The organism is Blastococcus sp. CT_GayMR16, from assembly GCF_004570875.1.
GTDB lineage: Bacteria > Actinomycetota > Actinomycetes > Mycobacteriales > Geodermatophilaceae > Blastococcus_B.
Genome location: NZ_SPQK01000024.1, coordinates 15,744 through 29,514, shown reverse-complemented (window position 1 = coordinate 29,514; position 13,771 = coordinate 15,744). Strand labels below are relative to the sequence as shown.

18 protein-coding genes are annotated in these 13,771 nt (G+C 72.4%); 4 read left to right on the top strand and 14 right to left on the bottom strand.

Translation table 11 applies throughout. The features are described 5' to 3' along the window. The first annotated feature begins 371 nt into the window (after positions 1-371). Positions 372-1,055, top strand: a complete 684-nt coding sequence (locus tag E4P38_RS20060) for a calcium-binding protein (RefSeq protein ID WP_135133756.1) — start codon at positions 372-374, stop codon at positions 1,053-1,055. Here the strand turns inward: E4P38_RS20060 and E4P38_RS20055 are convergent. Further along, the gene (locus tag E4P38_RS20055) at positions 965-1,354 is read right to left on the bottom strand and encodes a YraN family protein (RefSeq protein ID WP_135133755.1); all 390 of its coding nucleotides are present in this window, start codon (positions 1,352-1,354) and stop codon (positions 965-967) included. The two genes, E4P38_RS20060 and E4P38_RS20055, sit on opposite strands and share 91 nt — an antisense overlap. A 536-nt stretch (positions 1,355-1,890) precedes the next feature. On the opposite strand from E4P38_RS20055, the gene E4P38_RS20045 reads away from it, so the two are divergent. After that, positions 1,891-2,436 carry a hypothetical protein gene (locus E4P38_RS20045; protein ID WP_209309220.1) on the top strand — a complete coding sequence of 182 codons (546 nt, stop codon included), beginning with the start codon at positions 1,891-1,893 and terminating at the stop codon, positions 2,434-2,436. Here E4P38_RS20045 and E4P38_RS20040 read toward each other — a convergent pair. The 13 genes from E4P38_RS20040 to E4P38_RS19980 all read right to left on the bottom strand — a co-directional run bounded on the left by E4P38_RS20040 (position 2,429) and on the right by E4P38_RS19980 (position 11,719). After that, positions 2,429-2,749: a DUF2469 domain-containing protein gene (locus E4P38_RS20040; RefSeq protein WP_092196408.1), complete on the bottom strand. Its 321-nt coding sequence runs from the start codon at positions 2,747-2,749 to the stop codon at positions 2,429-2,431. The genes E4P38_RS20045 and E4P38_RS20040 overlap by 8 nt on opposite strands. Further along, on the bottom strand, positions 2,746-3,519 hold the full coding sequence (locus E4P38_RS20035; RefSeq protein ID WP_135133753.1) for a ribonuclease HII: 774 nt from the start codon (positions 3,517-3,519) through the stop codon (positions 2,746-2,748). Before E4P38_RS20035 ends, E4P38_RS20040 begins: the two co-directional genes overlap by 4 nt. Positions 3,520-3,605: 86 nt before the next feature. Then, positions 3,606-4,352, bottom strand: coding sequence for a response regulator transcription factor (locus E4P38_RS20030; protein WP_135133752.1), 747 nt, complete (start codon positions 4,350-4,352; stop codon positions 3,606-3,608). A gap of 194 nt (positions 4,353-4,546) precedes the next feature. Continuing rightward, the gene (gene lepB / locus E4P38_RS20025) at positions 4,547-5,443 is read right to left on the bottom strand and encodes a signal peptidase I (protein ID WP_135133751.1); all 897 of its coding nucleotides are present in this window, start codon (positions 5,441-5,443) and stop codon (positions 4,547-4,549) included. Positions 5,444-5,509: 66 nt separating this feature from the next. After that, on the bottom strand, positions 5,510-5,866 hold the full coding sequence (gene rplS / locus E4P38_RS20020; protein WP_135133750.1) for a 50S ribosomal protein L19: 357 nt from the start codon (positions 5,864-5,866) through the stop codon (positions 5,510-5,512). 140 nt (positions 5,867-6,006) lie between these two features. Beyond that, positions 6,007-6,507, bottom strand: coding sequence for an NUDIX domain-containing protein (locus tag E4P38_RS20015; protein ID WP_135133749.1), 501 nt, complete (start codon positions 6,505-6,507; stop codon positions 6,007-6,009). After that, positions 6,500-7,213: a tRNA (guanosine(37)-N1)-methyltransferase TrmD gene (gene trmD / locus E4P38_RS20010; RefSeq protein ID WP_135133748.1), complete on the bottom strand. Its 714-nt coding sequence runs from the start codon at positions 7,211-7,213 to the stop codon at positions 6,500-6,502. Before trmD ends, E4P38_RS20015 begins: the two co-directional genes overlap by 8 nt. 5 nt (positions 7,214-7,218) lie before the next feature. After that, a complete protein-coding gene (rimM, locus tag E4P38_RS20005; protein ID WP_245161182.1) occupies positions 7,219-7,743 on the bottom strand; it encodes a ribosome maturation factor RimM in 525 nt (174 codons plus the stop codon). An 8-nt stretch (positions 7,744-7,751) separates the two neighbouring features. Next, positions 7,752-7,988: an RNA-binding protein gene (locus E4P38_RS20000; RefSeq protein ID WP_029339070.1), complete on the bottom strand. Its 237-nt coding sequence runs from the start codon at positions 7,986-7,988 to the stop codon at positions 7,752-7,754. A gap of 3 nt (positions 7,989-7,991) precedes the next feature. Beyond that, complete coding sequence (gene rpsP / locus E4P38_RS19995) at positions 7,992-8,537, bottom strand: 30S ribosomal protein S16 (protein ID WP_135133746.1); 546 nt, start codon at positions 8,535-8,537, stop codon at positions 7,992-7,994. Between the two features lie 175 nt (positions 8,538-8,712). After that, positions 8,713-9,243, bottom strand: coding sequence for a hypothetical protein (locus E4P38_RS19990; RefSeq protein ID WP_135133745.1), 531 nt, complete (start codon positions 9,241-9,243; stop codon positions 8,713-8,715). Positions 9,244-9,317: 74 nt separating this feature from the next. Beyond that, a complete protein-coding gene (locus E4P38_RS19985) occupies positions 9,318-11,087 on the bottom strand; it encodes a proline--tRNA ligase (protein WP_135133744.1) in 1,770 nt (589 codons plus the stop codon). 56 nt (positions 11,088-11,143) lie between these two features. Beyond that, the gene (locus E4P38_RS19980; RefSeq protein ID WP_135133743.1) at positions 11,144-11,719 is read right to left on the bottom strand and encodes a hypothetical protein; all 576 of its coding nucleotides are present in this window, start codon (positions 11,717-11,719) and stop codon (positions 11,144-11,146) included. Positions 11,720-11,819: 100 nt separating this feature from the next. Between E4P38_RS19980 and E4P38_RS19975 the strand changes: the two genes are divergently transcribed. After that, a complete protein-coding gene (locus tag E4P38_RS19975; protein WP_135133742.1) occupies positions 11,820-12,506 on the top strand; it encodes a response regulator transcription factor in 687 nt (228 codons plus the stop codon). Further along, positions 12,503-13,762, top strand: coding sequence for a HAMP domain-containing sensor histidine kinase (locus E4P38_RS19970; protein WP_135133741.1), 1,260 nt, complete (start codon positions 12,503-12,505; stop codon positions 13,760-13,762). The genes E4P38_RS19975 and E4P38_RS19970 overlap by 4 nt, the downstream gene beginning before the upstream one ends. Positions 13,763-13,771: the final 9 nt, after the last annotated feature.

Here is a 13,771-nt window from a genome sequence, read left to right as displayed (position 1 = left end):
CCATGGTCCGAGACCCGGCCACCGCGACCGACTTCGCCCGGACCGGCGCGGAGCTGGCCGCGGCCGACCTGAGCCGGCCGGAAACCCTCGACGCGGCCCTCGGCGGAGTGACGGTCATCGTGGCCTGCCAGGGCCGTCGCCCCCATCCGCCCCGGCGACAGCGCCGCGGCACACGCCACCCTCCCGGGATTCCCGAGGGCCCACCACGTTCCCTCGTAGGCCCGGACGAGCAGAGGCAACTCAGCGTCCCCTCTGAAGCGTCGTCGTGCGGCGAGGGCTTTTGACCCTCGGGAGGGACTTCCGACCCTGGGTCGTAGCGCAGGGCTGTTCCTAGGTTGGCCAGCGCGGGGGGCTGACCAAGGGAGAGTTTTGTGCGCCTGACACGGAGTGTGCTCGGCTTGCCCGTCCTGATCGCAGCAGTCCTGGTGCCGGGGAGCGCCGCGGCCGCCGGTCCGTCCCCGGGGTGCGAGGTCCCGCCGGAGGGACTCCCGGGCTTTAATTTGATCATTGGGACCGACGGACGGGACGTGCTCCGGGGTACCAACGGGCCGGACGCCATCTGCGGAGGTCTGGGCAACGACGTCATCCAGGCACTCGGGGGCGACGACATCGTCTTCGGCGACACGACCACCTTCTTCGGCAACCAGAACGCGGCCGGTGGCAACGACGTGATCAACGCCGGGGAGGGCAATGACGAAGTCTTCGCAGGCCCGGGGGGCGACATCGTCTCCGGCGACGGGGGCAACGACTCCCTCTTCCTGGCCGTCGGGAACGACATCGGGAACGGCGGCGCCGGTGAGGACAACGTGATCGGTGGCTTCGGCCGGGACGTGATCAACGCCGGAGCCGGCAACGACCTGGCGGCTGGTGGTCCCGACGCAGACGTGGTCGCCGGTGGCGCCGGCGACGATGCTCTGTTCGGGCAGTTCCCACCGCCCCCACCCGACGCGCCGGGTGAGCTGCCTCAGGCGCCCGAGGCGCGGGATGTGTGCTCTGGCGGCGGCGGGTTCGACACTGCCGTGGAGTGCGACGTCGAGGGGTCGATCGAGGGCTGACCGCCCACAGTCTGCCGCGAGTGGCTGACGCGGGTGGAGGGCCGGTTCACAGCACGACCGGTCCCCCACAGTCCCTCGGAAGCGGTGGTGCGGGGCGCACCCGGTACGGCGTCGCCAGCCCTGCGCCTATTCCGACGGGGTGTCTCGCAGAAGACCTGTGCGTCGCCCTCGGGGGCGACGATGTCCAGCTCTCCCTCACGGCAGCGCCAGTTGCGGTCGAGGACCCGCAGGCCGGCATCGGTCAGGTAGGTGGCGGCGATGCGTTCGCCCAGGGAGCCGAGTTCGAGAGTGGTGGACACCCGTCGAACCGTCGCCCCGGCCGATACCCGGCGCCGGCCCCTGGAGGAACCTGTGGACGGCAGGCACGGCTGTGGACGGGAGTCCGCAGGAGACGAGCTCGGGGGCCCATCGTGATCCTCGTGGTCGGCGCAACGGGACAGGTCGGGAGCCTCGTCGTCCGGAACCTGCGGGCAGCGGGCACACCGGTGCGCGCGATGGTCCGCGACCGGGCGAAGGCAGACGACTGGCCGCGACCGGAGCCGAGCTGACGGTCGGCGATCTGCGCAGTCCGGAGACCCTCGACGCCGCACTGGACGGCGTCACGGCGGTCGTCGCGACAGCCAACGGTCGCCCCCATCAGCCGCGGTGACAGCGCCGCGGGCGTCGACGTGGGCTACGCCGAGCTGGTCCGCCGCGCCGAGCGCTCCGGCGTCTCGCGGTTCGTGCTCGCCAGCGTTCCCGTGACTCCCCTCGACGAGCGGGTGCCCGTCGCCCGCAGAAGCGGCGCATCGAGCGGCTCCTCGCCGAGTTCAGCCTGTCCTGGCTGTCACTGCGGATGCCGCCGTTCATGGAGGTGTGGCTGGCTCTCGTCGGCAGTGAACTGCCGCTCCGGGGCGAGCTGCGGCCGACCCTGGGCCGCCCGTACCCGACGCTGCAGCGGTTCCGTCGGCTCACCGGCGCCCCGATCGACCGGCACGGGGTGATGGTGGTCCCCGGGCCGGCGTCGGCACGGCAGGCGTTCCTCTCGGTGCACGACGCGGCCCGCGGGCTCGCGGCAGCGGTCGGCGAGGGCACCGGTTCCGGAGCGGTCGACCTCGGCGGCCCCGAGTCCCTCTCCTGGACCGACGTCGCCGCGATCTATGCCGACGTGCTCGGCCGTCGCGTCCGCGTGGTCAGCCAGCCCGCCGCCGCGTTCGCCGTCCTCCAGCGCGTCTTCGCGCCCGTGGCGCCGTCCCTGGCCGGTGTCATGGGACTCAACCGGCTGATCGCGACGTCGGAGACCGACTGGGACACCACGTCGACGGCACAGCAGCTCGGGCTGGGTCCGCTCCGGACCGTGGCGGGGGTGCTCGAGGAGAAGGCCGCGCTGCCGGTCAGGTGATGCGCGGGTTCTCCGGCAGCTCGAGGTCGGGCTTGTCCAGCTCCTCGACGTTGACGTCCTTGAACGTCAGCACCCGAACGTTGCGGACGAACCGCGCGGGCCGGTACATGTCCCACACCCAGGCGTCGGAGAGCTTGAGCTCGAAGTAGACCTCTCCCCCGGCCTCCCGCACCTGCAGGTCGACGGAGTTGGCGAGGTAGAACCGCCGCTCGGTCTCCACCACGTAGGTGAACTGCCGGACGATGTCGCGGTACTCGCGATAGAGCTGCAGCTCCATCTCGGTCTCGTACTTCTCAAGGTCCTCGGTGCTCATGGCAGCTCTTCCAGCGCAGGGACCATGGCTCCATCATCGACCATGTCGACCGGCGCCGTGACCTCGAGTGCCCTGGCGGCGTGCGCGTCGCGGGCGCCGCGCACGTTGACGAAGCGCATCCGGTGCTCGGGACAGGGCCCGTGCCGGTCGAGGGCAGCACTGTGGACGTCGGTGATGTAGCCCTTGTGGCCCGCGAAGTCGTACTCCGGCCACTTCTCGTGCAGCTCGACCATCATCCGGTCGCGGGTGACCTTGGCGACCACCGAGGCGGCCGCTACGCAGGCCGCCACGCGGTCGCCCTTCCAGACGGCGAGACCGGGTCGGGCCAGTCCGGGCACCGGGAACCCGTCGGTCAGCACGTAGTCCGGCTCGGGATCGAGGTTCCAGACCGCGCGCCGCAGCGCCTCGATGTTGGTGACGTGCATGCCGCGGGCGTCGAGGTCCTCGACCGGCATGACGACGACCGACCACGCGACCGCGCGGTCCACCACCTCGGCGTAGACCCGGTCCCGGGCGGCGGGGGTGAGCAGCTTGGAGTCGGCGAGCCCCGGAACGCGGCCCCGTCGTCCGGACGGCAGGACGCAGGCCGCGGCCACGAGCGGGCCGGCACACGCGCCACGACCGGCCTCGTCGGCACCGGCGACGGCCGAGAACCCGCGCCGGCGCAGCGACCGCTCCATGTCCCAGAGGGCATCCGGGCGGTCGTCGACGATCGTCCGCCGGGCGCGCACGGCGGGGCTCGACTCGGTGTGGATGGAACGGAGGGCCATTGCGAAGCGACCCTACGACCCCCTGGGAACGCACGACGGGCCGGCCTCCCCGAAGGAGACCGGCCCGGTGTGCCGGAGCGGGAGGATCAGATGTCGGCGCTGTCCAGGTCCGCCGCACTCAGATCCGAGCCGTCGAGCTCGGGAGCCGGGACCGCCGCCGACAGGCCGTGGCCGCAGGTGCAGCCGGGCTGACGGTTGGACAGCACGAGGGAGACCGCGTGGGCCCGGTCGCGGGCACCCAGCTTGCGCAGGATGGCCTTGACGTGGGACTTGACGGTGTCCTCGCTGATGAAGAGGTTGCGGCCGATCTGCCGGTTGGACTGACCCAGCAGCAGCTCGTCCAGCACGTCGGACTCGCGGCGGGTGAGCGGCACCTCCGGCGCGAAGGGCTTCGCAGCCGGCACGGCCGACGGCTCGACCCGGCGGATCTGCGGGTCGACGACGGTCCGGCCCGCACGAGCGGCCAGGATCGCCCAGCCGAGCAGCGTCGGCGAGGTGTTGATCATGAGGTAGCCCCGGATGCCCGCGGCGATCGCCTCGTTCACGACGGCCGGGTCCTCGGACGTGGCCAGCGCGACGATCGCGACACGGGGGAAGCGGCGCCGCAGGTCGCGGCAGGCGTTCAGGGTCGCGGCGCGGCCGGACCCCAGCTCCACCACGACGGCGTCGGGGCGGGCCGACTCGACCAGCGTGAGGGCGCGACGCAGTTCGCCGGGCGTACCCACCGACTGCATGCCGGCCGTCTCGTTGATCATGCTGACCAGGCCGCGGCGCAGGACGGGCGCGTCGGCGAGGAGGAGCACGCGGGTGACCCCGCGGGCGGTGCTCGCCATAGGTGCAGACACAACTGACTCCGTTTCGACTCCGGTGAACTTACAAAGTCTCCATCGGAAGGGTGAAACGGTTACTTGAATACTTTTCCAGCATTCTTCTGATTGCTATCAGCGACCAGCAATGGCCGCCGAGTCGATCCCACGCGTAACGCGGGGAAAGGCCGACTCCCATTCCGAGAGGAGCGGCGCGCCATTCAGTCGGGTCGGGACGCCCGCCACCGGCGCCACAGCACGACGGGCACGGCCCCGGCCAGCCCGATCGCCATCGGCGCGCTCGAGGCCGCCAGCGCCATGGCGCCGTCGTCCGTGCCCTGGATGTCCGGGGAGGCGAGCAGCCCGAAACGGCTCACCGGCCAGACGATGACCGCGGCCTTGCCGATGACGTCGTCCACCCCGATCGTGCCGCCGTACCGGTCGCCGACGTGCACCCGGGAATCCGCCGAGGCCGAGCGGTGATCGCCCATGACCCACAGCCGGCCTTCCGGCACGGTGACCGGACCGAAGGCGCGGGACTCCAGCGGGGTGTTCTCGAAGATGTAGGGCTCCTCGAGGGGTGTGCCGTCGACGGTCACCCGGCCTTCCGCGTCGCAGCACTGCACGGTCTGCCCCGCTGTGGCGATGACGCGCTTGACGAAGTCGTCCTCGCTGGGCGGTGCGACTCCCACGGTGCGGCCGAGCCACAGCAGCGCTCCGGAGAACCAGTTGCTCGGCTCGGCGACCTGCACCTCCGGCGTCCAGGTGTCCGGGCCCTTGAAGACGACGATCTCGCCGGGCTCGGGCTCGCCGAACCAGTACGGGACCTTGTTGACCAGCACGCGGTCGCCGGTGCACCCCGTGCAGCCGTGCAGGGTCTGCTCCATCGAACCCGACGGGATGAAGAAGGCCTGCACAAAGAAGGTCTTCACCACCAGGGCCAGGACGAAGGCGATGAGCAGGAGCACCGGCAGCTCGCGGAGCAGGGACCCCTTCTTCTTCTCCGCCCCTCGGCGGCGGAACCGCCGCGACGACGCGCCATCGGCGGCGTGCTCCTGCTTCCCGGGTTCGTCACCAGGAACGACGTCGGCGGGCCCCCCGGGCCGATCACTGCTCATTGCGAGCAGCGTACGGCGCGGGAGACCCGCCGCGACGACAGCCGGTCGTGACCGGCTCTCAGCGTGTCAGCGCGAGATTATGTCGCGCTTCTCCTTGATCTTGGCGGCCTTGCCGCGCAGCTCACGGAGGTAGTACAGCTTGGCGCGGCGGACGTCACCGCGCGTGACGACCTCGATCTTCTCGACGACCGGGGTGTGCACCGGGAAGGTGCGCTCCACGCCGACGCCGAAGCTGACCTTGCGCACGGTGAAGGTCTCGCGGACGCCGCCGCCCTGACGGCGGATGACGACGCCCTGGAAGACCTGGATGCGCGAGCGGTTGCCCTCGACCACGCGGACGTGGACCTTGACGGTGTCCCCGGCGCGGAAGTCGGGGATGTCGTCGCGCAACGAGTCGGCGTCGAGTGCGTCCAGGGTGTTCATCTCGGCAGTCCTCATGTTCTGGCTCAGTACTTGAGCGGCGTCGTTCGGTTGGTGCAGACAGCGGAAAGCCCAGCCGTCCGAATCAATGGCAGCGGCTCCTCGTCGGAGCTTCCGCAGCAGTCCTCTACTGTGCCACATCTTCAGGAGACGATGCGCGGGGGCCCCGTCCAGGGGCCGGTGAGCAGCTCGGGAAGCCGGTCGGCGAGGTCACCCGGGGCGAACTCCTCCGCGCTCGCGGCGATCTCGGACGCCGACCACCAGCGGTGCGGCTCGTCGCCGAGGATCTCCAGGTCGGTGCGCCCGCTCGCGTCCACCTCGTGGACGACGTCGCGGAGCACGAAGAACGTCTCCCGCGAGTCGATCTCCAGCCCGGCGAAGACGTCGAGGTTCCGGCGCAGCCAGATCGGCCCCTCGAGCGCGGCCGGTCCGACCACCAACCCGATCTCCTCCGCCAGCTCCCGGACGGCGGCGACGCGCAGCGACTCGCCGTCCTCCACTCCGCCGCCCGGCGTGTACCAGAACAGCACGTCGCCGGGGGGCACCGCGGGGTCCGTCAGCCGGGCTCCGAGGAGCAGCACCCGGCCGGCCGGGTCGAGGACGACGACCCGAGCAGTGGGCCGCACCCACGGCCGGTCAGCCATCGAGCGCAGCTTGCTCCGCCTCGGTCAGCGCAGCGAAGAGATCGGGACGGCGGTCCGCGGTGCGGCGCAGCGACTCCGCGCGCCGCCAGCGGGCGATCGCGGCGTGGTCGCCCGACAGCAGCACGGGCGGCACCTCGTGGCCGCGCCAGGACGCCGGGCGGGTGTAGGACGGCCCCTCGAGCAGTCCGTCGGCGTGCGAGTCGAACTCGACCGACTCGGCGTTGCCGACGACACCCGGAAGGAGCCGGGTGACCGCCTCGACCATCACCAGGACGGCGGACTCCCCGCCCGCGAGCACGTAGTCCCCGATGGAGACCTCGGAGACGGGACCGGCATCGCCGGCCCAGTCGGCGACCCGCTGGTCGATGCCCTCGTAGCGGCCACAGGCGAAGACCAGCCCCGGCTCGGTCGCCCACTGCGCCGCCAGCGCCTGGGTGAACGGCTGACCGGCGGGCGTGGGGACGACCAGGCGGGTACCCGGAGGGCGGACGGCGTCCAGAGCGCGGCCCCACGGCTCGGGTCGCATGACCATGCCGGGGCCGCCGCCGTAGGGGGAGTCGTCGACGGTGCGGTGCACGTCGTCGGTCCACTCCCGCAGGTCGTGGACGCCGATGCTCACCAGGCCGCGCTCGGCGGCCTTGCCCAGCAGCGACTGGCGCAGCGGGGCGAGGTACTCGGGAAAGATCGTGATGACGTCGATCTGCATGGGAGTCAGAGCTCCAGCAGGCCCTCGGGCGGGTCCACCACGACGAACCCGCCGTCGAGGTCGACCGTGGGGACGATCGCCGAGACGAACGGGATCAGCAGGTCACCGCCCTCCGCTCGGCGGACGACGAGCAGGTCCTGGGCCTCGTGACGGACGACGGTGATCTCGCCCAGCACCGTGCCGTCGGTCAGCCGGACGGCAAGGCCGACCAGCTGGTGGTCGTAGTAGGAGTCGGGGTCCTCGATCTCCGGGAGATCGGCCACGTCGACGAGGAGCTCGGTGTTGCGGACGGCCTCGGCGTCCTCACGGCTGTCGACGCCCTCGAGCCGGAGCAGGAGGGTGCCGCTGTGCCAGTGCACGCCGGTGATGGTGATCGGCCCCCGGTCGGCCGGGTCGGTGCGCAGCACGGCCCCGGGCACGAAGCGGAGATCGGGGTCGTCGGTGCGGACCTCGACGGTCACCTCACCACGGACACCGTGGGGCCGACCGATGCGGCCGACCACCACGGTGTCGAAGGTGTGTTCCGGCAAGCCCGTACTCAGCGCCCGTCGGTGTCGACGACGTCGACCCGGAGACCGCGTCCGCCGACGCCGGTCATCACCTGGCGCAGTGCCTTGGCGGTGCGCCCGCCGCGGCCGATGACCTTGCCGAGATCGTCGGGGTGCACCCGGATCTCGAGGGTCTTGCCGCGGCGGTTGGTGAGCAGATCGACGGTCACGTCTTCCGGGTGGTCGACGATGCCCTTGACCAGGTGCTCGAGCGCTTCTTCGAGCACGTCTTACTCGGCGGGCGTCTCGGCGGGAGCCGGGGTCTCCTCGGCGGGAGCCTCGGCAGCCGGAGCCTCCGGAGCGGCGGCCTCGGCGGCCGGCGTCTCCTCGGGAGCAGCAGCGTCGGCGGCCGGGGCGGCCTCGGCGGGAGCCTCGGCAGCAGCCTTCTTCGGCGCCGCCTTCTTCTTGGCGGTGGTGGCGTCGGTCGTCGGCTCGTCCATGCCGGAACGGACGGCGGCCTCGTAGAGGGCCTTCTTGTCCGGCTTGGGCTCGGCGACGCGCATGGGCGGCGGCGCTGCCTCGCCCTTGAACTTCTGCCAGTCGCCGGTCACCCGGAAGATGGCGGCGACGGCCTCGGTCGGCTGGGCGCCGACGCCGAGCCAGTACTGCGCCCGCTCGGTGTCGACCTCGATGAAGGAGGGATCCTCCTTCGGGTGGTACTTGCCGATCGTCTCGATCGAGCGGCCGTCACGCTTGGTCCGGGCGTCGGCGACGACGATGCGGTAGTACGGCGCGCGCATCTTGCCCAGGCGCATGAGCTTGATCTTGGTGGCCACGGTGGGTGGTGTACTCCTCGAACGCTGGATCGGTTGCTCGCCGGAGCGGCGTGTGGGGGTACGCCGGGGCGGAGCCATGGACACGACGGCGTCGGTGAGAGGGCCGCCGCAGCCGTGTTCGACCCGCCATTGTGCCAGATGCCGGACCCCTCGCTTCCCCGCCCCTGGCGAGGGCTCAATCGATGCGGACGGGGCCGTGCACCTGGGCGCCGCGCTGCGGGGTCCAGTCGATGAAGCCGTGCTCGAAGTTGCTCCGGCGGTGCGCCGCGTCCCCGAACTCGTCGCTCATCGGGTAGCCGAGGGGGCCGCGCTCGAATCCGGACCTCTCCCATGCGCTCCGGATGGCGCCGCGGACCTCGTGGGCCCCCGTCTCCGGGGTCCAGTAGATGGATGCCACCGGGTCGCCGACGATCTGCATCGACCGGAAGTGGTTGAAGCGGCCGCGTCGGTCCGGGGTGGTCGTCTCGTCGGTCACGGGATAGCCGAACTGCTCCCGTCCCATCTGCTGCCACTTCTCCCCGATGGCACCGTGGACCTCGAAGGCGCCGAGCTGCGGATGCCAGCTGATGATCACGCCGTCCCGGAACGGCTGGGCCCGCCCCACGCCGTCGAACGTGGGGCGTTCCACGTCCAGGGCGGGTCCGGTGAAGCTGTTGCCACCGAGGGCGAGCCACTTGTCGCGGATGGCACCGATGACATCGGCCATGACGGTCACCTCGAACCTGTGAAGGGATCCGAGCGACGCTAGGGCTGCGCCGTCACAGGCCCATCACCGCGACGTCACGCGGGCGTCGGGGCAACCTGGCCCCGGACGGCGGCCAGCACCCTCGCCGCGGCGTCGGCGACCGGGACGTCCTCGCGCGCGTCGGTCGCCCGGTCGCGCAGCTCGAGAACGCCGTCGGCCAGGCCGCGGCCCACGGTCACGATCGTCGGCATCCCGAGCAGCTCGGCGTCCTTGAACTTCACGCCCGGGGAGACCTTCGGCCGGTCGTCGTACAGCACGGTCAGACCGGCGGCGACGAGCTCCGCGGCGAGCGCCTCGGCGGCCTCGAAGATCGCCGGGTCCTTCCCGGTGGCGACGACGTGCACGTCGGCCGGGGCGACCTCCCGGGGCCAGATCAGCCCGAGCTCGTCGTGGTTGGACTCCGCGATGGCCGCGACGGCGCGGGAGACGCCGACGCCGTAGGAGCCCATCGTGACGGTGACGAGCTTGCCGTTCTCGTCGAGCACCTTGAGGTCGAGGGCCTCGGCGTACTTGCGGCCCAGCTGGAAGATGTGCCCGATCTCGACGCCGCGGGCCAGCTCCAGCGGGCCGGAGCCGTCGGGGGCGGGGTCGCCGGCGAGCACCTCGGCGGCTTCGACGACGCCGTCCCAGGTGAAGTCCCGGCCGGCGACGAGGTCGAAGACGTGCTTGCCGGGCGCGTTGGCGCCGGTGATCCAGCGCGAGCCGGGAGCGACGCGCGGGTCGACGAGGTAGCGGATCTTCGACTCGTTCTCGCTGCCGAGCACCTGCGGGCCGATGTAGCCCTTCACCAGCGCCGGGTGCTTGTCGAACTCGGTGAACGGCTCCACCTCGGCGGGCGCCACCTGGGCCTCGAGCCGCTTCGCGTCGACCTCCCGGTCCCCCGGGATGCCGATTACCAGGGGCTCGCGGGTGCCGTCGGGGTGCACGAGCGTGACGACGACGTTCTTCAGCGTCGACGCGGCGGTGTAGCCCTGGTCGGGGAACAGCTGCTGGGCGACCGCGACGAGCGTGTCGATCGTCGGGGTGTCCGGGGTGTCCTCGACGTGCGCCTCGGGCAGACCATCGAACGGGATGGACGCTGGAACCACAGTGACGACGGCCTCTGCGTTGGCGGCGTAGCCCCCGGGCGAACGGACGAAGGTGTCCTCGCCGATGACAGTGGGGTGCAGGAACTCCTCGCTCCTGGATCCGCCCATGGCGCCGGACATCGCCGAGACGATGACGTAGTCGAGCCCGAGCCGGTCGAAGATCCGGATGTAGGCGTCGCGGTGGGCGGCGTAGGAGCGGTCCAGGCCGGCGTCGTCGACGTCGAAGGAGTAGCTGTCCTTCATCGTGAACTCGCGGCCGCGGATCAGCCCGGCCCGGGGTCGCGCCTCGTCCCGGAACTTGGTCTGGATCTGGTACAGCGACAGCGGCAGGTCCTTGTACGACGAGTACAGGTCCTTCACCAGGAGCGTGAACATCTCCTCGTGCGTCGGCCCGAGGAGGAAGTCGTTCCCGCGGCGGTCCTGCAGACGGAAGAGGTTGGGCCCGTACTCGGTCCACCGGCCGGTCGCCTCGTACGGCTCACGGGGCAGCAGCGCGGGGAAGTGCACCTCCTGCGCGCCCATCGCGTCCATCTCCTCGCGGACGACGCGCTCGACGTTGCGGAAGACGCGGAAGCCCAGCGGCAGCCAGGTGAACCCGCCGGGCGCGGCCCGGCGGATGTAGCCGCCGCGGGCGAGCAGCCGGTGGCTGGGGACCTCGGCGTCCGCCGGGTCGTCACGAAGGGTGCGCAGGAACAGGGTCGACATCCGCAACAACACGGGGGAAGTCTCCCAGGCGGGGCGAGCCGTTTGCCCCGCCGGTCCCGGCAGCGCCGTCAGTCGTCTCCGCCGTGGCCGCCGCCGCCGCGGCCGGAGGAGTAGGAGTCGTCCCCGGCCGGGTCGTCGGACCCGTGGCCTCCTCCGCCACGACCCGACGAGTCGTCGGCGGAGGACGGCGCAGCGGGCGTCGTCGGCCCCGGTGTCGTCGATGCCGAGGAGCCGCCGTCGGCTCGCGGCCCTTCGACGGAGAACTGCGGCCCGCCGTCGACGCAGACCGTGTGGACCTCGACCTTCTGACTGCCGTTCCTGAACTCGACCTCGCCCTGGTCGGAGGAGTCGTCCACCCACCAGCCCGGCGCCGGGGCACTCGCGAGGTCCGGGGCGCCGCTGGTGCAGGCGGCGAAGACCGTCCCGCCGACGGTGACCTGCTCCCCCGGGGCGGCGGCCGTCGGGGCAGCCGTCGGGGACGTCGACGGGGACGTCGACGGGACGGAGGCGGTCGTCGACGCCGCCACCTGCTGCGTCCCCGGTGACGCCGACGCGTCGACCAGGGAGACCGCCAGGAACCCCAGTCCGACGGCCGCGGCGGCCGATGCGGTCCAGGCTGCGCCGAGGACGAGGCTGCGGTTCACCGTCGCAGCATGCAGCCGAACGGGTTAAGAGCGCCCCAAGACGGGGTCAAGACGGGTCCGGAACGGCCGGAGGCGCCGGATCGGGCGTTAGCGTCGCGCCGTGGCCCAGCTCCTGGTGGTGGAGGACGACGAGCGCATCCGCGCGGCCCTGATCCGGGCGCTGCGCGAGCGCGGTCACGCGGTGAGCTCGGCGGGGACGGCGCTGGCCGGACTGCGCCAGGCGGTCGAGGACCGTCCCGACCTCGTCGTCCTGGATCTGGGCCTGCCGGACCTCGACGGCCGGGAGATGCTGCGGATGCTGCGGGCCGTCTCCACCGTGCCGGTCATCGTGGCCACCGCGCGTGACGACGACGAGAGCATCGTGCAGGCCCTGGACGCCGGCGCCGACGACTACGTGCTCAAGCCGTTCCAGGCCGGACAGCTCGAGGCCCGCATCCGCGCGGTGCTGCGTCGTGCCGCCGGCGTCGACGCCGGTCCGACCCCGGTGACCGTCGGGGACCTCACCGTCGACCCGCGGAGCCGCCGGGTGACCGTCGGCGGGCGGGCGGTCGAGCTCGCCCCGAAGGAATTCGACCTGCTGGCCTACCTGGCGGCGCGCTCGGGCACCGTCGTCTCCAAGCGCGAGCTGCTCAGCGAGGTGTGGCAGCTGCCCTACGGCGGGTCGGACAAGACCGTCGACGTCCACCTGTCGTGGCTGCGCCGCAAGCTCGGCGAGAGCGCGGCCGAGCCCCGGCTGCTGCAGACCGTCCGGGGGGTCGGCGTCAGGCTGGCCGAGCCCGAACCGTGAGGCGGCAGATCACGCTGCTGGTGGCGGCCACCACGTCGGTCGTCCTGCTCGCGTTCCTGCTGCCGGCGGCCTCGCTGGTCGCCCGGGTCGCCGAGGCGCGGGCCCTGGACGCGGCCCGGGCCCAGCTGCAGTTCCTGATCCCCTCCGTCGGGCTCGACGACCGGGCCCAGGTGACGGCGAACCTCATCGGCACCTCCCCCGATTTCACCGTGGCGGTGCGCTGGACCGACGACACCTGGCTCGAGGAGACCGGCGCCCTGGGCGACCGGATCGCGCCGGCGAGCCCGACGGTGGTCGAGAGCGACGACGGGACGCGACTGGTGCAGCCGGTCCGCCGCATCGACGGGACGGCGGTCATCGAGGTCTTCGTGCCGGCCGGGCAGCTGCGCGCGGGCGTGACCCGCACCTGGCTGGTCCTCGGCGGCCTCGGCGTCGTCCTCCTCCTGCTGGCCCTGGTGGTGGCCGACCGGCTGGCCCGGTCCCTCACCCGGCCGGTCACCGACCTGGCCGCGACCGCGCACCGGCTCGGCAGCGGCGACCTGACCGCCCGGGCCACGCCGGCGGGACCTCGGGAGGTCCGGGCGGTGGGGACAGCGGTGAACCGGCTCGCCGGCCGGATCGACGAGCTCCTCGTCGCCGAGCGCGAGGCCGCCGCGGATCTGGCGCACCGCCTGCGCACGCCGCTGACCGCGCTCCGGCTGGACGTGGAGGGACTGGCCGACGCCGACCGCACCCGGCTGCTCGCCGACGTCGACGCGGTGGCCCAGGGCATCGACGAGGTGATCTCCGAGGCGCGACGCCCGGTCCGGGAGGGCCTGGGCGCCGGGTGCGACGCGACGGCCGTCGTCGGCGAGCGGGTGCACTTCTGGTCCGTCCTCGCCGAGGAGGAGGGACGCGCGGTCACCGTCGACCTGCCCGGTGTCCCGCTGTCGGTCCGGGTGGCCGCGGCCGACCTCGGCGCCGCGGTGGACGCCCTGCTCGGCAACGTCTTCTCCCACACCCCCGACGGGACGGCGTTCGGGGTCGCCGTCCGGCCGAGGGACGGCGGCGGCGCGGAGGTGACGGTCGCCGACACGGGCCCGGGGACCGAACCCACCGCGGTCGAGCGGGGCAGCAGTGGCGGGGGGTCGACCGGACTCGGCCTGGACATCGCCCGGCGCACGGCCGAAGCGTCCGGCGGCCGGCTGAGGATCGACTCCTCCCCCACCGGCACGACCGTCTCTCTCGAGCTCGGCCCGCCGGGTGGTGAGACATGACCCCGCACC